We start from the raw sequence: 18,183 nt of genomic DNA, 5'->3' as shown, positions 1-18,183 counted from the left end.
CCAAGAGGTCCGAGGGGTCCGAGACGAGGAAAGTGACACACATGAAGCACGAAGGCATCCTCGGCGTCGCCGTCATCGGCACGGGGCGGATGGGGTCCGACCACGTCCGGCGCATCGACGAGGTCATCAGCGGGGCCCGGGTGGCCGCGGTCATAGACGTCGACGGCGAACGCGCGGAGAAGGCGGCGGCGGGCATCCCCGGATGCGCGGCCCACACCGACGCCGCCGCAGCGATGGACGCGCCCGGCGTGGACGCCGTCCTCATCGCCTCGCCCGGGCCCGCGCACGAGGCGGCGCTGCTGGACGCCCTCGCGCGCGATCTGCCGGTGCTGTGCGAGAAGCCCCTCACGCCGGACGCGGCGGCCGCGCTGCGGGTGATGGACGCCGAGGTCCGGCTCGGGCACCGGCGGGTCCAGGTGGGCTTCATGCGGCGCTACGACGCCGAGTACGTGCAGCTCAAGGCCCTCCTCGACGGCGGGGCGCTCGGGCGGGCGCTGATGCTGCACTGCCGGCACCGCAACGTGGCCACGCCGCCCGGCTTCACCGAGGCGATGATGATCAACGACTCGGTGGTGCACGAGATCGATGCCACACGGTGGCTGCTGGGGCAGGAGATCACGGCGGTGAGTGTGGTGAAACCGGCCCCTTCGGCCGCCGCGCCGGGCGGCCTGAGCGACCCTCAGCTGGTCATCCTGGAGACGTCCGGCGGAGCGGTGGCCGACGTCGAGATCTTCGTCAACTGCGGCTTCGGCTATCAGGTGCAGTGCGAGGCGGTGGCCGAGCGCGGCAGCGCGCGGCTGGGCGACGCGCACGGGCTGTACGTGAACGCGGCCGGCCGCTGGGGCGGCGCCGTCGCCCAGGACTACGTGGACCGCTTCCGCGACGCGTACGACCGCGAGATCCAGCACTGGGTCGACGCCACGCGGCGCGGGGTGACGGAAGGACCGAGCGTGTGGGACGGGTACGCGGCGGCGGCGGTCTGCGAGGCGGGCGTCCGGGCCCAGTCGTCCGGCACCCGGACGGAAGTCGACTTGGCGCCTCGCCCGCCCTTGTACGCGTGACGCAGTCTTGTACGCGCGACACCGCCTTGTAGGCGCGACGGCGTAGACCGGCGGTGCCGGACCACCCGCAGCACCGGCAAAACCGGCCCCCACAGGACGGAGTAGTCATGCGTATCGGAGTCGTGGGGGCCGGGCGGATCGGGGCGCACCATGCGGCGGTCCTCGCCTCGGCCACCGGAGTCGACGAGCTCGTCATCGCGGACACCGAGCGCGACCGCGCTGCGGCCCTGGCCGCACGCGTCGGCGCCCGTACCGCCCCCTCCCCCGAGGCCGTGTTCGACGGCGGCGTCGACGCGGTCGTGATCGCGGCGGCCACCTCCGCCCACCCCGAGCTGATCGTGCGCGCCGCCCGCGCCGGCCTGCCCGCGTTCTGCGAGAAGCCGGTCGCCCTCGACGTCCCCGGGACGCTGCGCGCGCTGCGCGAGACCGACGCCGCGGGGACGCTGCTGCAGCTGGGGTTCCAGCGCCGCTTCGACGCCGGCTTCCGCGCCGCCCGCGAGGCCCTGCGCACGGGGCGGCTCGGCCGCGTGCACACCATCCGCGCCGTCACGTCGGACCCCGCGCCCCCGCCGCCCGCGTTCCTGGCCGGCTCGGGCGGGCTGATCCGCGACTGCCTCGTCCACGACTTCGACGCCGTGCGCTGGCTGACGGGCCGGGAGGTGACGGAGGTGTACGCGCGGGGCGCGACCGGCGGCGCGGGCGCGGCGGCCTTCCGGGAGGCGGGCGACGTGGACACCGCCGCCGTCCTGCTCACCCTGGACGACGGCACCCTGGTGACGGCGACGGCCACCCGCTGCAACGGTGCGGGCTACGACGTGCGCATGGAGCTGTCCGGGGAGCTCGACCAGTGGGTCGTGGGCCTGGACGCCCGTACGCCGGCCACGTCCGCCGAACCGGACGGCCCGCCCCCTCCGGACCACCCCTGGACCGGCTTCCTGGAGCGGTTCGGTCCGGCCTACCGCGCCGAGCTGGCCGCCTTCGTACGGGCGGCCCGCGGCGAGGCGCCCAACCCCTGCCCGGGCCGTGAGGGCCTGCACGCGCTGCTGGTGGCGGAGGCCTGCGAGACGTCCCGCCGGGAGAACCGGCCCGTCCGCCCGGCCGACCCGGCCGACCTGACGGAACCGGTAGAACCAGCAGAACCGGACCCGAATAGCTGATACATGGTCATACGCGCGTCACATCCGTCACGTTCCCGCCGCCCTTCCGTCACAGCCGCACGACGGCGCCGCATCGACGGTCACTCTGCGTCGTTCCAACGGACGACAGTCGTGCTGATCGACAAGGCCGCGTCGCAGCTCCCCCGACGGATCCCCCTCCGTCGCTGCGGCGCAGCGGAGAGGCGTGAGATGACTGACCGTCGACTCTGGTCCTACAAGGAGATCGCAGCGCACATCGGAGTGCAGACCGATACCGTGCGGACCTACCGGAAGCACGGGCTGCTGCCCAAGCCCGACCTGACCGAGGGCGGGAAGCCCTACTGGTTCGCGGACACCGTCCGCGCCTGGGTGGCAGCCCGCCCGGGCAACCGTTCCCGGCGCGACACCGGGAACTGACCCCCGCCCACCCCTCCGGCCCCGGACCGCGCACCTGCGGTCCGGGGCCCTTCCGTCGGGCCGGCGAACCCCCGGCCGCGGATGTCCGGTTCACCCCACAGGAATACCCCCAGGGGGTAAGGTGTTCCCACTGGTGCACGGCATCACGACCGAGCACGACACCACGACCGACCCCTTCCGAGGAGAACCGTCATGAGCTCGCAGACCACCGACTCCACCACCGTCTACCGCGTGACCGGCATGACCTGCGGCCACTGCGAGTCCGCGGTGACGGAGGAGATCTCCGCCCTGCCCGGCGTGGTGTCCGTCAAGGCCGTGGCGGCCTCCGGCCAGGTCACCGTGACCTCCTCGGCCCCGCTGGACGACGAGGCCGTGCGCGCCGCGGTGGACGAGGCGGGTTACGAGCTCGCCGGCCGCGACTGACACGAAACGGCGGCACGGGCCGGGGCGCGGCCATGCAGTCATAGGCCATGCAGCCATATAAGTGACACAACACCCACACACTTGACCTCTTGCCCGAGTGCGCCCGTTATGGCAGGAGACCTAGATCACAGCAATACCAACGTAACCATTGCGGGGGGTCGGGGGTCTAACCGGGCAGTGCTGGATCGTCTTGGGGGACGGTACCGGCCACGCGTGGCCGGGGCACGTACCCGGGGAGCTTTGAGCGGCCCTCCCGTACGTACGCGTCCCGGCAGATCGCGTCGGCCGCGCGCACCGAGGCTCCCGGCCGGATCCCGTGGGGGGAATCCGTACCGGGGAACGGGAAGTGCCCCGCTTCCGACCCGTGGGGGGATCGGAGGCGGGGCGCTTTTCCCGGCCCTTGCGAAAAGCCCTGAGAGCCATGGCGGCTCTCAGGGCTTTTGTCGGCTTGACGCCTCTTACGGCCTTGCCTGCGGCCTCATGCGGATCAGGCCGGCCTCAGGCGGATCAGGCGCGCTCGACCGGCAGGTCGCGCTCGACGACGCCGGTGTAGATCTGGCGCGGGCGGCCGATGCGGGAACCCGGCTCCTTGATCATCTCGTGCCACTGGGCGATCCAGCCCGGGAGGCGGCCGAGGGCGAAGAGCACGGTGAACATCTCGGTCGGGAAGCCCATGGCCCGGTAGATCAGACCGGTGTAGAAGTCCACGTTCGGGTAGAGGTTGCGCGAGACGAAGTAGTCGTCGGAGAGCGCGTGCTCCTCGAGCTTCAGCGCGATGTCGAGCAGCTCGTCGGACTTGCCGAGGGCCGAGAGGACGTCGTGCGCCGCCGCCTTGATGATCTTCGCCCGGGGGTCGAAGCTCTTGTAGACGCGGTGCCCGAAGCCCATCAGGCGGACGCCGTCCTCCTTGTTCTTCACCTTGCGGATGAAGGCGTCGACGTCGCCGCCGTCGGCCTTGATGCCCTCGAGCATCTCCAGCACCGACTGGTTGGCGCCACCGTGCAGCGGGCCCCACAGGGCGTTGATGCCGGCGGAGATCGACGCGAAGAGGTTGGCCTGCGAGGAGCCCACCAGGCGCACGGTCGAGGTCGAGCAGTTCTGCTCGTGGTCGGCGTGCAGGATCAGCAGCTTGTCGAGCGCGCTGACGACGACCGGGTCCAGCTCGTACTCGGCGGCGGGCACCGAGAAGGTCATGCGCAGGAAGTTCTCGACGTAGCCGAGGTCGTTGCGCGGGTAGACGATCGGGTGGCCGATCGACTTCTTGTACGCGTAGGCCGCGATCGTCGGCAGCTTGGCCAGCAGACGGATCGTGGACAGGTGACGCTGCTGCTCGTCGAACGGGTTGTGGCTGTCCTGGTAGAAGGTCGACAGCGCGCTGACCACGGAGGACAGCATGGCCATCGGGTGGGCGTCGCGCGGGAAGCCGTCGAAGAACCGCTTGACGTCCTCGTGCAGCAGGGTGTGCTGGGTGATCTCGCCCTTGAAGGCGTCCAGCTCGTCGCCCGAGGGGAGCTCGCCGTTGATCAGCAGGAAGGCGGTCTCGAGGAAGGAGCTGCGCTCGGCGAGCTGCTCGATCGGGTAGCCCCGGTAGCGCAGGATGCCCTGCTCGCCGTCGAGGTAGGTGATCGCGGATTTGTAGGCGGCGGTGTTGCCGTAACCGGAGTCCAGGGTCACCAGCCCGGTCTGGGCGCGGAGCTTGCTGATATCGAAGCCCTTGTCGCCGACGGTGCTGTCGACCACCGGGTAGGTGTATTCGCCGTCCCCGTACCGCAGTACTACAGAGTTGTCGCTCACGTCATCCCTCACCGACGTTGTGCCTCTTCTTCGAGGTGCCCTGACTACCCCTACCTTCCCCCATTTGGACGATGCACGTGCACTCGGGGTCGGCCATAGGGCCTAAAGACGGCACTCAGTGCCGTCCAGCCTGGCCATACTGCCCCCTTCGCCCCGGTTGGTAAACCGATGAGAGACGAATCCCACCCCGGATCCGCGCGCTCCGGGGCTCCTTCGCGCCCCGGAATGGCCTTTTCGACCCTTCACAAAACCTCCCCGAGCGGACTCACCTCGCCAGCCGGTGATCGAGCGCCGTACACCTCCTGCCTGCGGAGACGGTCCGTACGGCCTGGCCGAGCGCCCTCCGCGAGCCCACCAGCACCACCAGCCGCTTTGCCCTGGTCACCGCCGTATAGAGAAGATTGCGCTGGAGCATCATCCAGGCACCCGTGGTGACGGGGATCACCACGGCCGGATACTCGCTGCCCTGCGAGCGGTGGATGGTCACGGCGTAGGCGTGGGCGAGCTCGTCGAGTTCGTCGAAGTCGTAGCCCACTTCCTCGTCCTCGTCGGTGCGCACCGTCAGCCGCTGCTCGACGACATCGAGGCCGGTGACCACCCCCACCGTCCCATTGAATACCCCGTTTTGCCCCTTTTCATAGTTGTTGCGCACCTGAGTGACCTTGTCGCCGACGCGGAAGACCCGGCCGCCGAAGCGCTTCTCCGGCAGATCGGGCCGGGCGGGCGTAATGGCCTGCTGGAGCAGCCCGTTGAGGGTGCCGGCGCCCGCCGGGCCGCGGTGCATCGGCGCCAGCACCTGGACATCCCGGCGGGGGTCGAGCCCGAACTTGGCGGGGATGCGCCGGGCCGCCACGTCCACGGTGAGCCGGCCCGCCTCCTCGGTGTCCTCCTCGGCGAAGAGGAAGAAGTCCGTCATCCCGTGAGTGAGGGGCGGGACCCCCGAGTTGATGCGGTGCGCATTGGTGACCACACCGGACTGCTGGGCCTGGCGGAAGATGCGGGTGAGGCGGACGGCGGGAACGGGGCTGCCGGGCGCCAGGAGGTCGCGGAGCACCTCCCCGGCGCCCACGGAGGGCAGTTGGTCCACATCTCCGACCAGGAGCAGGTGCGCGCCCGGCGGCACGGCCTTGACGAGCTTGTTGGCCAGCAGCAGGTCGAGCATGGACGCCTCGTCCACGACGACCAGATCGGCGTCCAGGGGGCGGTCCTTGTCGTAGGCCGCGTCTCCGCCGGGCTTGAGCTCCAGGAGCCGGTGGACGGTGGACGCGTCGGCGCCGGTGAGCTCGGAGAGCCGCTTCGCGGCCCGCCCGGTGGGCGCCGCGAGCACCACCTTGGCCCCCTTGGCGCGGGCCAGTTCGACCACGGACCGGACGGTGAAGGACTTGCCGCAGCCGGGCCCGCCGGTGAGCACGGCGACCTTGCTGGTGAGCGCGAGCCGGACCGCCTCCCGCTGCTCGGGGGCCAGCTGCGCGCCCGTGCGGCCCGCGAGCCAGGTGAGGGCCCGCTCCCAGTCGACGTCCCGGAAGGCGGCGAGCCGGTCGCCGTCGGCGCCCAGCAGCCGCTTCACCTGCCCGGCCAGGGACAACTCGGCGCGGTGGAAGGGAACGAGGTAGACGGCGGTGACGGGCTGCCCGTCCTCGGGGCCGGGGACGCTCTCGCGGACGACGCCCGGCTCCTGCCCGCCCTCCTCCCCCTCCGGGCCCTCCGGCGCCGCCAGTTCGGCGAGGCAGTCGATGACGAGCCCGGTGTCGACCTGGAGGAGCTTCACGGCATCCGCGATCAGCCGCTCCTCGGGGAGGTAGCAGTGACCCTGATCGGTGGACTGGGAAAGGGCGTACTGCAGGCCGGCCTTGACCCGCTCGGGGCTGTCGTGCGGGATGCCGACGGCCTGGGCGATGCGGTCGGCGGTGAGGAAGCCGATGCCCCAGACGTCGGCCGCCAGGCGGTAGGGCCGGTTGCGGGTGACGGAGATGGAGGCGTCGCCGTATTTCTTGTAGATGCGCACGGCGATGGAGGTGGAGACGCCCACCCCCTGGAGGAAGACCATGACCTCCTTGATGGCCTTCTGCTCCTCCCACGCGGCGCCGATCAGCTTCGTGCGCTTCGGGCCGAGGCCGGGGACCTCGACGAGGCGGCCGGGATCGCTCTCGATGACATCGAGGGTGTCCGTGCCGAAGTGCTCGGTGATGCGGTCGGCGATGCGCGGGCCGATGCCCTTGATCAGGCCCGAGCCCAGATAGCGGCGGATGCCCTGGACGGTGGCGGGCAGGACGGTGGTGTAGTTCTCGACGGTGAACTGCCGCCCGTACTGCGGGTGGGAGCCCCAGCGGCCCTCCAGGCGCAGCGACTCCCCCGGCTGCGCGCCGAGCAACGAGCCGACCACCGTGAGGAGGTCGCCGCCACCGCGGCCGGTGTCGACGCGGGCGACCGTATAGCCGCTCTCCTCATTGGCGTAGGTGATCCGCTCCAGGACACCTTCGACGACTGCCATCTGGACCATGCACCGACGGTACCGCCGCGGTCTGACAGGTGTTCGGGCCTGTGGACAACTCCCCCGGGGCGAACGGCAGAGGGGCCCGGTCCGACGACCGGGCCCCTCGTTTCCCCCCAAAACCGGCTTCCCCTGAATCCCCCCGGATCCCTCCCCGGGAAGCCCGATGACAAGTACGACCCGCCCCGGCCGCAAAGGGTTGCAGCGCTTTCAAGGAGTTATCGTTCCGTTACCCCTTGTGCGATTCTGACGCCGACGGCTACCCCCGGTAAACCCAGGTCGTACCGAAGGTAAGGTTCCGGCGCCTCCGGGCCGGGGAACGCGTACCCCCATGAAGCTCGCTTTCTCCACCCTCGGAGTGCCCGGACTGCCCCTGCCGGAGGTCGTGCGGCTGGCCCGCGCCCACGGCTGGGACGGCGTGGAGCTGCGGGCGCACCCGGAGGAGCCCGTACACCCCGGGTGCGGGCCCAAGGAGCGGGCGGCGGCGGTCGCGGAGTTCGCCGGTTCGGGCGTGGAGATCCTGGCGGTGGCCGGGTACGCCCGGGTGGCCGCCCCCGGCGACGACGCCCCCGTGCTGCAGGAGCTGACCGGCCTGATCGACCTGGCGGCCGACCTCGGCGCCCGCTACGTACGGGCCTTCCCCGGCGGGGGCGACCGGCCCGCGGAGGAGGCCGACGCGACGGCGGCCCGGCGGCTGGGCACGGTGGCCCCCCTGGCCGCCGACCGCGGCGTCCACGTCCTGCTGGAGACGCACGACTCGCACCGCCGGGCCGCGGACGCCGCCCGTGTGCTCGGCCCCGTCGGGCACGCGAACATCGGCGCCCTGTGGGACGTCCTGCACACCTGGCTCGGCGGCGAGACCCCCACCGAGAGCTTCCCCGTGCTCGCCCCTCACCTGGGCTACGTCCAGGTGAAGGACGTAGCGTCGGCCGAGGCGCTCGATCCGCTGCCGCTGGGCGCGGGCGTGCTGCCGCTCGGCGAGTGCGTCCGGGCGCTCACCGGGTCGGGCTGGGACGGCTGGCTGTGCTGGGAGTACGAGAAGCGCTGGTACCCGCAGGCGGCCGATTTCGGGCAGCTGGCGGGGCCGGGAGCGGAGTACTTGCGCGGGCTGCTCGCCGCCGCCCCGCCAGGGCCGTGACGCCCACCCCGGACACCAGCAGCACCGCCGCGCCCCAGCGCAGCGGGCTCACTCCCTCGCCCAGCAGGAGCGCCGCCGACGACATGCCGAAGACGGGCACGAGCAGGGTGAAGGGCGCGACCGCCGAGGCGTCGTAGGTGCGCAGCAGGAAGCCCCACGCGCCGAAGCCGAGGACCGTGGAGACCCAGGCGACGAAGAGGATCGCCCCGGCGCCGCTCCAGTCGAGCGAGCGCAGCGCAGCGGCGTCCGCCTCCGGGCCCTCGAAGAGGAGCGAAAGCAGCAGGAGCGGCAGCACCGGCACGGTGCTCACCCACACCATGAAGCGCAGCGCGTCCGGCGGCGCGGCCTTGCGCGTGATCACGTTGGACACGCCCCACAAGGCCGCGGCGGCCACGACGAGCGCGAAGCCGAGGAGCGTTCCGGAGGTGCCCTCGTCGACGGCGGCCACCGCGATGCCCGCCAGGGCCAGGCCCATGCCCAGCAGGTGGGTGCGGCCGAGCCGTTCGCCCAGTGCGGCCACGGCGAAGAGGGCCGTGAAGACCGCCTGGACCTGCAGGACGAGCGAGGACAGGCCGGCGGGCATCCCCAGGTGCATGCCGGTGAACAGGAGCCCGAACTTGCCCACGCCGAGGACCAGTCCGACGGCGACGATCCACCGCCACCCGACCTGTGGCCGCCCGACGAGGAAGACGGCCGGCACGGCGGCGGCGAGGAAGCGCAGGGCGGAGAAGAGCAGTGGCGGGAAGTGGTCCAGGCCGACGTCGATGACGACGAAGTTGACGCCCCATACGGCGGCGACGAGAACGGCGAGGGCGAGGTGCAAGGGACGCATACGAGCCAGCCTCGCCGCCCGGACTCTGTAGCACCAGCACAGGTTCCTTCATGATGGGATTCAGCAACGCTGAAATGACGAGCTGAAACGACGAGGGGACTTCCGTGCTGGACCTGGCCCGCCTGCGGGCGCTGCACGCGGTGTCGGTGCACGGTTCGGTGAGCGCCGCGGCCGTGGCCCTGGGCTACACGCCGTCGGCCGTCTCGCAGGCCGTCACCAAGCTGGAGCGGGAGACGCGCACGACGCTGCTGGAGCGGCGCGGGCGCGGCGTGGCGCTGACCGACGAGGGCCGGCACCTGGCCGCCACGGCCCGGCAGTTGCTGGCTCTGGTCGAGCGGGCGGAGACGGAGCTGGAGGAGCGCCGCGGGCAGCCTGCGGGCCGGCTGGTCATCGGGGCGTTCCCGTCGGCCGCGCGCGGTCTGCTGCCCGGCGTGCTCGCCCGGCTCGCCGGCGCCCACCCGGCGCTGGACGCCCGCCTGCTGGAGGTGGACCCGCACCTGTCGGGCGACCTGGTCTCCCAAGGGGTCATCGACCTTGCGGTAACTCACGACTGGGACATCGCCCCGCTGGCCGCCCCGGAGGGCCTGGAGCGCGCAGTGATCGGCGAGGACCGCTGCGACGTGCTGGTGCCCGAGGGGCACCCGCTGGCCGGCCGTGAGGTGCTGGGCCGGGCGGACCTGCCGCACCACCGCTGGATCTGCCAGCCGCCGGGCGCCGTCTGCCACGACTGGCTCGTCCGGACGCTGCGCGCCACGGGCCACGAGCCGGACCTCGCCTACCAGGTCGCCGAGAACCACACCCACATCGCTCTGGTGGCCGCAGGCCTCGGCATCACGCTGATGCCCCGCCTGGGGCGGGGCCCGCTGCCGGCGGGTGTGCGCGCCGTGCCGCTGGAACCGGTGCCCGTGCGGCGGCTCTTCGCCCTGTGGCGCACGGGCGCGGCCCGCAGGCCGGCGATCACCGAGACCGTCCGCACGCTTCACGAGCAGTGGCCCCTGCGGACGTTCTGAACGACCGGCCGGACGACGTTGAGCAGCCGGTTAACCCACTTGAGCACATGGTTGCACCACCCGCTCAAATCGTATGATGCAGCCTCGGCGAGAGGGCTGCACACATGACGGTGGACACCAAGGAACGGCTGATCCGGGCGGCGGACACCGTGCTGCGGACGCAGGGGTACGCCAAGTCGAGCGCGCGGACGATCGCCAAGGAGGCAGGCGTCAATTCGGCGCTGGTCTTCTATCACTTCGGGGGCGTCGACCCGCTGCTGTTCGCCGCGCTCGACCGCTCCTCCGCCGAGCGCATGGGGCTGCTCACCGAGGCGGTCGCGGGCGCCCGCACCCTTGAGGACCTGGTGGACGCCGGCACGCGCGTGTACCGCAGCGACGTCGAGGGCGGGCACCTGACGATGTTCTCCGAGCTCGTCGCCGCCGCCGTCGCCAAGCCGGAGCTGCGCGCGGAGATCCGCGAGCGGGCCGAGCCGTGGATCGCCTTCGTCGAGGAGACCCTGGAGCGGGTCATCGGCGGGACGCCGCTCGCGCGCCTGACCCCGCCGCGCGACCTCGCCAACGCCGCGATCACCTTCTACCTCGGGGTCAACCTCTTCACCGTCCTGGACAGCGACCGCTCCCGTACGGAGTCGGTCTTCGCCATGGCCCGGCGGCTCGCGCCGCGCGCACGGCTGCTGACCCGGCGGCTGCCCGCGCTCGGCGGGAAGCGGCGCGCGCACGACTGACGTGCGCCGGGTGCGGGAACCGCTCCGGGGCGCCGCCCGTCCAAGGGCCGTGCTGCCGTCGTACCCCGCAGAGCGGTGTCGGCCCGCGCCGCCGGCCGGTTGCTGACCTCCCTCTCCGCCGCCTGCGGAAGGCAGCACACCGTCGTCGGCGCGCCCCCCGCTCCACAGCGCCGGCGGCGGGTCCGGCCGGGCGGACGGGTGGGTACGGCGTACGAGTACGGCGTGCGCACCCGGCGTACGCCCGGTGGCATGCGCCCGCACACACCTCGTTTCCACCGCCGCCGTGCGCCCCGCACGTCTGGTGTGCGCCGGGCCCGGGAAGCCAGGCTGGAGCGCATCGGGGGGACGGGGGTCATCATGGGCCATGGCGCGCCGCGGACGGCGCTGCTCGCGCTCGTGCTGCTCGCGTCCGGCGCGACCGCCGCGCTGAGCGGCTGCCGGGCCCAGCAGCCCGCCGCCGGCGCCGCAGGCACACCGGCCGCCCACGCCCGCCCGGGGCGCGATCCGGCGTTCCTGGCCCGCGGCGAGTGCGCGGGGCGCGCCACGGGCTCCTTCACCGAGGTCTCCTGCTGGAGCGGGGAGGCCGCAGCGAGGGTCCTCGCCCGCTACAACGGCCCCCGCGCGGGCGGCCCGCGCTGCCCCGACGAGACCGACTTCGTCCTGCACATCACCGCCGTCGACCAGGGCGCCTCGGAGGAGCACAGCGCGCCCGAGGGCTACGCCTGCATGCGCAATCTCCAGCCGCCGCACCCGGGCGACCCCGGCATGGGCGGCGGTCCGCTGACGGTGACCGGCGACTGCCTCTACACCCAGCGGGACGGGGTGGTGAAGGAGACCGCCTGCGACGGCTCGGCGGCGCACGCCCCCGAGTACCGCATCACGACCGAGGTCGGGGCCCGGCCGGAGTGCCCGCCCTCGACCGACCTGTACGTACAAGTGGGCGGCGGGGCACCCGTCGGGTGCGCCCGCCGCCTGGTCTAGCCCGCCCCGGGGGGACGGTCGCGGTTACGGCCGCAGGGCCTGCCGCTGCTCGACGACCGGCTTGTCGAGCTTCGCGTCGTACGCGGCGAGCGGCTTGGCGTGCGACTCGTCCTGCCGGACGGCCGCCGGGGCGACGCCCGCCCACTCCAGGACCTTGGCCGTGGCCTTGGCCCGCTCGTCGGCGACCAGCTGGGCGATGTTCGAGCCGTGGTTGCCGCCGGGCGCGTAGAAGCGGTAGTCGTCCCGCGCGGCCGCGTTCCTGCCGAGGCGGAACGGCTCGCCGCTCCACGGGTCGTTCTGCCCGTAGACGAAGAGCATCCGCTTGCTGTCCTCGCGCACCCAGCGGTCGACGTCGGCCATGACGCCGCGCTTGAACTTCATCGGGATCTCCCGCGGCACGTACGCGCGCGGGTTGAGGGTCTCGGGGTGCCGGAGCAGGCCCTTGAGGTGTGCGTTCTTCGGGCTCGGGGCGCCGAGCTCGGTGCCCGCCTGGTAGTAGTACGGGGTGAAGCGCTCCAGGCCCTGGTCGGTGTAGCCGTCGAAGCCCGAGATGGTGTCGACGAACTTGTACAGGTCGTCGGTGGAGGCGTTCGTGGCGGGCACGGACGCGCACTCGCTCTGCAGGTGGTACTGCCAGAACGACCAGACCAGGTCGACCACGACGTTCTCGAAGGACTGGTCGATGCCGCCGAGGGTCTTGAACGTCTTGCCGTTCTCGTCGGCCCACTTCTGGTAGCGGGCGACCATCTCGTCACGGCGCAGCAGCGCCTGGCGCTGCACCGAGTTGAGCTGGGTGCGGCAGGCCTGGTCGCCGACGTTCGCGAAGAAGCGGTCGTAGGCCGAGTCCTCGTCGTTGTCGATGTCGTTGGGCGCGACGTAGGCGACGGTGCCGTTCATGTCGTTCGGGTAGTAGCGGCGGTAGTACGTCGCCGTCATGCCGCCCTTGGAGCCGCCGGTGGCCAGCCAGTTCTTGCCGTAGACCGGCTTGAGGGCCGCGTAGAGGCGGTGCTGGTCGCTGGCGGCCTGGTAGATGTCGAGCTTGGACCAGTCGGCGGGCTGCGGCCGCGACGGGGTGAAGAAGCGGTACTCCAGCGACACCTGGTTGCCGTCGACGATGCGGGTCGGCTCGCTGCGGCCGGGGTTGGTGTTGACGTTGTAGCCGGAGGTGAAGAAGACGGTCGGCCGGTCCGTCGACTTGTGCAGCAGCGTGAAGCGCTGCTGGAAGGTGCCCTTGGCCGGGTTCCGGTGGTCGACCGGCTGATCGTAGGTCAGGACGAGGTAGCGGTAGCCCTCGTACGGCTTCTCCTCGACCAGCCTCATCCCCGGAATCTTCAGGACGCGTTCCTTGATGTCCGGCTCGGTGGCCTTGGTGGCCGCCCCCGCCGTGGCGCTGCCGGCACCGACGGTGCCCACGAGCACCGTCAGCGCCAGCAGCCATCTGAGAGCCCTGCGCATTCGCCCTCCCCTGGGTTCGCAAGTTCGCCGCGAACCTACCGGGGGGCCGACCGGCGCACCAGACCCTTTTCTCTCACCCCTCGTGCAACCCTCTGGTGCAACCCTCTTCCGCCGTCAGCCGGTCCGCTTGGCGTACGTCACCATCACGACGCCGTTGCCGAACGAGCGGGTCCCCTTCAGGTCGTAGCGCTGCGGGGAGAACTCCGCCGAGAACAGCGGGATGCCCTTCCCCGCGACGAACGGGTTGATCTTCACCACGAGCTCGTCGATCTCACCGCGCAGCTGGCCCGCGAGGTTCGCCCCGCCGCACAGCCAGATCCCCTTGCCCTCCTGCTGCTTGAGGTCGCGGACCAGCTCCACCGGGTCGCCGGAGAAGACGGTGACCGCGGGGTCGGGGCTGGTGGCGAGGGACTTCGAGACCACGTACTGCCGCAGGTGCGGGTACGGGCTGGTCATGCCGATCGACAGGCCGGGCTCGTAGGTGTTGCGGCCCATCAGGACCGTGTCGAAGTCCCGGTTCTCCGGGCCGAGCCCGACGGCCTCGCGGCCCCGCGCGGAGACGGTGTCCGGGTAGGCCTCGATCAGGGCGCCGACGTACTCGTCGTCCAGGATCGACATCATGAAGTCGAACTCGTCGCCGGGGCCCGCGATGAGGCCGTCGATGGTGGTGGCGATGAAGTAGGTGAGCTTGCGCATGGGGTTCCCCGCTCGGTACGAAGCGCCTTGTCTGAGGTCTTCCGGCGCCAACGTACCGGGCGGGGAGCCCCCGCGGCCTACGCCGGCACCGCCTCACCCGTGAACGTCCGCCACAGCTCCGCATAACGCCCCTCGCGGGCCAGCAGGGCGGCGTGCGTGCCGTCCTCGACGACGCGGCCGTGGTCCAGGACCACCACCCGGTCCGCACGGGCCGCCGTGGTCAGCCGGTGGGCGACCACGAGCGTCGTACGGCGCCCGGCAAGCCGGTCCGTGGCCTGGTTGACCAGCGCCTCGGTGGCCAGGTCCAGGGCGGCGGTGGCCTCGTCCAGCAGCAGGATGTCCGGGTCGACCAGCTCCGCCCGGGCCAGGGCGATCAGCTGGCGCTGGCCGGCGGAGAGGTTGCGGCCGCGCTCGGTGACCGCGTGCAGGTAGCCGCCGTCCAGCGTGGCGATCATGTCGTGGGCGCCGACCGCGCGCGCCGCGGCCTCCACCTCGGCGTCGGTGGCGTCCGGGCGCCCGTAGGCGATGGCGTCGCGCACCGTGCCCGGGAAGAGGTAGGGCTCCTGGGGGACGACGCCGAGCCGGTGCCGGTAGCCGGTGGGGTCCAGGTCGCGCAGGTCGTGGCCGTCCACGCGGACCGCGCCGTCCGTCGGGTCGTAGAACCGCGCGACCAGCTTGACGAGGGTGGACTTGCCCGCGCCGGTCTCGCCGACGAAGGCGACGGTCTGGCCGGCCGGGATCGTCAGCCGGACGCCGGACAGGGCGTTCTCGCCGTCGCCGTAGTGGAAGGCGACGTCGTCGAAGACGATCTCGCCGGTCAGCTCCCGCACCGCGCGCGGCCGCTCGGCCACGGGCGTGGTGGTGGGCTCGCGCAGCAGGCCCTGCACCCGGCCGAGGGAGACGGTGGCCTGCTGGTAACCGTCGAAGACCTGCGACAGCTGCTGGACGGGCGCGAAGAACAGGTCGATGTAGAGCAGGTAGGCCACCAGCGCGCCCGCCGTGAGCGTGCCGTCGCTCACCCGCCCCGCACCCACGATCAGGACCGCGGCGGCGGCCACGGACGACAGCAGCTGGACGAAGGGGAAGTAGACCGATATCAGCCACTGCCCGCGGACGCGCGCCTGCCGGTAGGACCAGCTGCGCTCCGCGAACCGCCGGGCGCCGGCCGCCTCGCGGCGGAACGCCTGCACGATGCGCAGGCCCGCGACGCTCTCCTGCAGGTCGGCGTTGACGAGCCCGACGCGCTCGCGCGCCAGCTCGTACGCCTTGACGCTCTGCCGCCGGAAGACGACGGTCCCGGCGATCAGCGGCGGCAGCGTGGCGAAGACGACGAGGGCCAGTTCGACGTCGATGACGAGGAGGGCGACGAGTATGCCGAAGAAGGTGAGGACGGAGACGACGGCGGTGACCAGGCCGGTCTGCAGGAACGTGGACAGGGCGTCCACGTCCGTGGTCATCCGCGTCATGATCTTGCCGGTGAGCTCGCGCTCGTAGTAGTCGAGCCCCAGCCGCTGGAGCTGGGCGAAGATCTTCACGCGCAGGGCGTAGAGGATGCGCTCGCCCGTGCGGCCCGTCAGCCGCGTCTCGGCGACCTGGGCGGCCCACTGGGCCGCCACCACGAGCAGAGCCAGCCCTGAGGCCGCCCAGACCGCTCCCAGGGCGAGCTGCTGGACGCCCTGGTCGATGCCGTGCCGGATCAGCACCGGCAGCAGCAGCCCGGCGACGGCGTCGACCGCCACCAGCAGCAGGCTCAGCACCAGCGGCGTGCGGAAGCCGCGCAGCAGCTGCCGCAGCCCGTACGCCTCCTCCGGGCGCGCGGCCCGCTCCTCGTCCACGTCGGGGGTGTCGTCCGCGGGCGGCAGTGCGGCGACCTTGGCCAGCAGCTCGGGCGTGGCGGGCATGCCCGTGACGCCCTCGGGAGCCGCGGAGGGCTCGTCCTTGCGCACCCACAGGGACGGGGTGACGCCGTCGAGCAGGACGCGCCGGGGCTTGAGCGGCGCCGCGTCGACCTCGGGGCGGGAAAGCGCCTCCACGCGCGCGTGGCCGTCCGTGCCGTCCGTACGGTCCAGGACGTCCTTACGGTCCAGCACGTCCGTGCGGTCGAGGAGGCCCGCGGCGGACGCCTCTCCGCCGAAGACGCCGGCGAGGGCGACCGGAGCGGTGCGTCCCGCCGGGTCCTTCGTCACCCCGGCCAGCTCTCCCGGGTCCGTCAGCAGCGCGCGGTAACGCTCGCAGCGCTCCTCCAGCTCGTCCGCCGTGCCGACGTCGATGAGCCGGCCGCCGTCCAGCACCGCGATCCGGTCGGCGAGCGCCAGCGTGGAGGCGCGGTGGGCGATGAGCAGCGTCGTACGGCCCGCCATGACGCTGCGCAGCGCCTCGTGGATCTCGTGCTCCACGCGCGCGTCGACCGCGGAGGTCGCGTCGTCCAGGAGCAGCAGGCGGGGGTCGGTGAGGATCGCGCGGGCCAGGGCGATGCGCTGGCGCTGGCCGCCGGAGAGCGTCAGGCCCTGCTCGCCGACGGCGGTGTCGTAGCCGCCGGGCAGCTCGCTGATGAAGCCGTCGGCCTGCGCGGCGCGCGCGGCGGCGCGGATCTGCTCGTCGCCGGCGTCCGGGTGCCCGTAGGCGATGTTGTCGCGGATGGTGTCGGAGAACAGGAAGCTGTCCTCGGGGACGAGCCCGATGGCGGCGCGCAGGGAGGGCAGCGTGAGGTCGCGGACGTCGTGGCCGCCGACGCGCACGGCGCCGCCGGTGACGTCGTAGAAGCGCGGCAGCAGCAGCGAGACGGTGGACTTGCCGCTGCCGGAGGCGCCGACGACGGCCACGGTCTCGCCGGGCTCCAGGCGCAGGGAGAAGCCGTCGAGGACGGGCCGGGCGGGGTCGTAGCCGAAGGTGACGTCGTCGAACTCGACGGTGGCGGGGGCGTCCCCGGGCAGCTCGCGGGCGCCGGGGCGCTCCTGGACGACCGGCTCGGTGTCGACGAGTTCCAGGACGCGCTCGACGCCCGCGCGGGCCTGCTGGCCGACGGTGAGGACCATGGTGAGCATCCGCACGGGGCCGACGAGCTGCGCCAGGTAGGTCGAGAAGGCGACGAACGTGCCGAGGGTGATCTGGCCGCGGGTGGCCATCCAGCCGCCGAGGGCGAGCATGGCCACCTGGCCGAGCGCGGGGACGGCCTGCAGGGCCGGGGTGTAGCGGGAGTTGAGGCGCACGGTGCGCAGGCGGCCGGCGAAGAGCCTGCGGCTCACCTTGCGGAGCTTGGCGCTCTCCTGCGCCTCCTGGCCGAAGCCCTTGACCACGCGGACGCCGGTCACCGCGCCGTCCACGACGCCGGCGACGGCCGCGGCCTGCCCCTGGGCGTACCAGGTGGCGGGGAAGAGCCGGGTGCGGCTGTGCTTGGCGAGGATCCACAGGGCGGGGGCGACGGCGAGGGCGACGACGGTCAGGAGCGGGGAGAGGACCACCATCACGACGAGCGAGATGGCGAAGAGCATGAGGTTGCCGATCATCATCGGCAGCATGAAGAGCAGGCTCTGGATCAGCTGGAGGTCGCTGGTCGCGCGGCCGACGACCTGGCCGGTGGACAGCTCGTCCTGGCGCCGGCCGTCGAGCCGCGCGATGGCCTCGTGCATCTCGGTCCGCAGGTCGTGCTGGACGTCGAGGGCGAGGCGGCCGCCGTAGTAGCGGCGGATGTACGTCAGGCCGTAGACGACGACGGCGGCGACGATAAGGAGCGTGGCCCAGGGGGCCAGCGGGCGCTGGTGCGAGCCGATCACGTCGTCGATGATCAGCTTGGGTATGAGGGGCACGAGCGCCATGACGGCCATGCCGGCGAGCGAGGAGCCGAGGGCGAGGAGCACCGTGCCGCGGTAGCGCCAGCAGTAGCCGGCGAGCCGCCTGGCCCATCCTTGACCTGTCGTTTCCCTCGCCGCTGCCACCCGAGCCTCCTGCGCTGCCGCTCTCGTCCTGCTGACGGAGGGCCCAACGCCGTGGGCTGCGGATTTCATCCCGCCGCAACAAAGTACGG

General features: G+C 72.4%; 13 protein-coding genes and 1 pseudogene. 8 read left to right on the top strand and 6 right to left on the bottom strand.

From position 1 onward, the window contains the following. Positions 1 to 41 precede the first annotated feature (41 nt). The 4 genes from IE241_RS06460 (at position 42) to IE241_RS06445 (ending at position 3,037) form a co-directional block, all read left to right on the top strand. Positions 42 to 1,061 (top strand): Gfo/Idh/MocA family protein, encoded by a 1,020-nt coding sequence (locus IE241_RS06460; RefSeq protein ID WP_190020653.1) that lies wholly within the window; start codon positions 42 to 44, stop codon positions 1,059 to 1,061. Between the two features lie 107 nt (positions 1,062 to 1,168). Next, on the top strand, positions 1,169 to 2,218 hold the full coding sequence (locus tag IE241_RS06455; RefSeq protein WP_190020652.1) for a Gfo/Idh/MocA family protein: 1,050 nt from the start codon (positions 1,169 to 1,171) through the stop codon (positions 2,216 to 2,218). Positions 2,219 to 2,407: 189 nt separating this feature from the next. Continuing rightward, positions 2,408 to 2,614 (top strand): helix-turn-helix transcriptional regulator, encoded by a 207-nt coding sequence (locus tag IE241_RS06450; protein ID WP_058046882.1) that lies wholly within the window; start codon positions 2,408 to 2,410, stop codon positions 2,612 to 2,614. A gap of 192 nt (positions 2,615 to 2,806) precedes the next feature. After that, entirely contained in the window at positions 2,807 to 3,037 is a 231-nt protein-coding gene (locus tag IE241_RS06445) for a heavy-metal-associated domain-containing protein (protein ID WP_190020651.1), read from the top strand. A 507-nt stretch (positions 3,038 to 3,544) separates the two neighbouring features. Here the strand turns inward: IE241_RS06445 and IE241_RS06440 are convergent. Both IE241_RS06440 and recD2 read right to left on the bottom strand, forming a co-directional pair. Continuing rightward, positions 3,545 to 4,831, bottom strand: coding sequence for a citrate synthase (locus tag IE241_RS06440; RefSeq protein ID WP_190020650.1), 1,287 nt, complete (start codon positions 4,829 to 4,831; stop codon positions 3,545 to 3,547). A 265-nt stretch (positions 4,832 to 5,096) separates the two neighbouring features. Beyond that, positions 5,097 to 7,331: an SF1B family DNA helicase RecD2 gene (recD2, locus tag IE241_RS06435; protein WP_190020649.1), complete on the bottom strand. Its 2,235-nt coding sequence runs from the start codon at positions 7,329 to 7,331 to the stop codon at positions 5,097 to 5,099. Between the two features lie 322 nt (positions 7,332 to 7,653). Between recD2 and IE241_RS06430 the strand changes: the two are divergent. After that, positions 7,654 to 8,328: pseudogene (locus IE241_RS06430) on the top strand (sugar phosphate isomerase/epimerase family protein); the annotation flags it as partial. Here the strand turns inward: IE241_RS06430 and IE241_RS06425 are convergent. After that, a complete protein-coding gene (locus IE241_RS06425) occupies positions 8,318 to 9,292 on the bottom strand; it encodes an EamA family transporter (RefSeq protein WP_190020648.1) in 975 nt (324 codons plus the stop codon). The pseudogene IE241_RS06430 and the gene IE241_RS06425 overlap by 11 nt on opposite strands. A gap of 104 nt (positions 9,293 to 9,396) precedes the next feature. Between IE241_RS06425 and IE241_RS06420 the strand changes: the two genes are divergently transcribed. The 3 genes from IE241_RS06420 to IE241_RS06410 all read left to right on the top strand — a co-directional run bounded on the left by IE241_RS06420 (position 9,397) and on the right by IE241_RS06410 (position 12,008). After that, positions 9,397 to 10,302, top strand: a complete 906-nt coding sequence (locus tag IE241_RS06420; RefSeq protein ID WP_190020647.1) for a LysR family transcriptional regulator — start codon at positions 9,397 to 9,399, stop codon at positions 10,300 to 10,302. Between the two features lie 104 nt (positions 10,303 to 10,406). Then, entirely contained in the window at positions 10,407 to 11,027 is a 621-nt protein-coding gene (locus IE241_RS06415) for a TetR/AcrR family transcriptional regulator (RefSeq protein WP_190020646.1), read from the top strand. 357 nt (positions 11,028 to 11,384) lie between these two features. Further along, on the top strand, positions 11,385 to 12,008 hold the full coding sequence (locus tag IE241_RS06410; RefSeq protein ID WP_229898870.1) for a hypothetical protein: 624 nt from the start codon (positions 11,385 to 11,387) through the stop codon (positions 12,006 to 12,008). Positions 12,009 to 12,032: 24 nt separating this feature from the next. Here the strand turns inward: IE241_RS06410 and IE241_RS06405 are convergent, their stop codons facing one another. The 3 genes from IE241_RS06405 to IE241_RS06395 all read right to left on the bottom strand — a co-directional run bounded on the left by IE241_RS06405 (position 12,033) and on the right by IE241_RS06395 (position 18,163). Next, positions 12,033 to 13,463: a S28 family serine protease gene (locus IE241_RS06405; protein WP_190020645.1), complete on the bottom strand. Its 1,431-nt coding sequence runs from the start codon at positions 13,461 to 13,463 to the stop codon at positions 12,033 to 12,035. Positions 13,464 to 13,577: 114 nt separating this feature from the next. Beyond that, complete coding sequence (locus IE241_RS06400) at positions 13,578 to 14,159, bottom strand: dihydrofolate reductase family protein (protein ID WP_190020644.1); 582 nt, start codon at positions 14,157 to 14,159, stop codon at positions 13,578 to 13,580. Positions 14,160 to 14,236: 77 nt separating this feature from the next. After that, complete coding sequence (locus IE241_RS06395; protein ID WP_190020643.1) at positions 14,237 to 18,163, bottom strand: ABC transporter ATP-binding protein; 3,927 nt, start codon at positions 18,161 to 18,163, stop codon at positions 14,237 to 14,239. Positions 18,164 to 18,183: the final 20 nt, after the last annotated feature.

The sequence above is a fragment of the Streptomyces hiroshimensis genome, from assembly GCF_014650335.1.
Classification (GTDB): Bacteria; Actinomycetota; Actinomycetes; order Streptomycetales; family Streptomycetaceae; genus Streptomyces; species Streptomyces hiroshimensis.
This window is presented reverse-complemented; position numbering and strand designations above follow the sequence as displayed.

Coding starts and splice junctions, on each gene's coding strand:
- IE241_RS06460 (WP_190020653.1), top strand. CDS start 42: ATGAAGCACGAAGGCATCCTCGGCGTCGCCGTCATCGGCACGGGGCGG.
- IE241_RS06455 (WP_190020652.1), top strand. CDS start 1,169: ATGCGTATCGGAGTCGTGGGGGCCGGGCGGATCGGGGCGCACCATGCG.
- IE241_RS06450 (WP_058046882.1), top strand. CDS start 2,408: ATGACTGACCGTCGACTCTGGTCCTACAAGGAGATCGCAGCGCACATC.
- IE241_RS06445 (WP_190020651.1), top strand. CDS start 2,807: ATGAGCTCGCAGACCACCGACTCCACCACCGTCTACCGCGTGACCGGC.
- recD2 (WP_190020649.1), bottom strand. CDS start 7,331: ATGGTCCAGATGGCAGTCGTCGAAGGTGTCCTGGAGCGGATCACCTAC.
- IE241_RS06425 (WP_190020648.1), bottom strand. CDS start 9,292: ATGCGTCCCTTGCACCTCGCCCTCGCCGTTCTCGTCGCCGCCGTATGG.
- IE241_RS06415 (WP_190020646.1), top strand. CDS start 10,407: ATGACGGTGGACACCAAGGAACGGCTGATCCGGGCGGCGGACACCGTG.
- IE241_RS06410 (WP_229898870.1), top strand. CDS start 11,385: ATGGGCCATGGCGCGCCGCGGACGGCGCTGCTCGCGCTCGTGCTGCTC.
- IE241_RS06405 (WP_190020645.1), bottom strand. CDS start 13,463: ATGCGCAGGGCTCTCAGATGGCTGCTGGCGCTGACGGTGCTCGTGGGC.
- IE241_RS06400 (WP_190020644.1), bottom strand. CDS start 14,159: ATGCGCAAGCTCACCTACTTCATCGCCACCACCATCGACGGCCTCATC.
- IE241_RS06395 (WP_190020643.1), bottom strand. CDS start 18,163: ATGAAATCCGCAGCCCACGGCGTTGGGCCCTCCGTCAGCAGGACGAGA.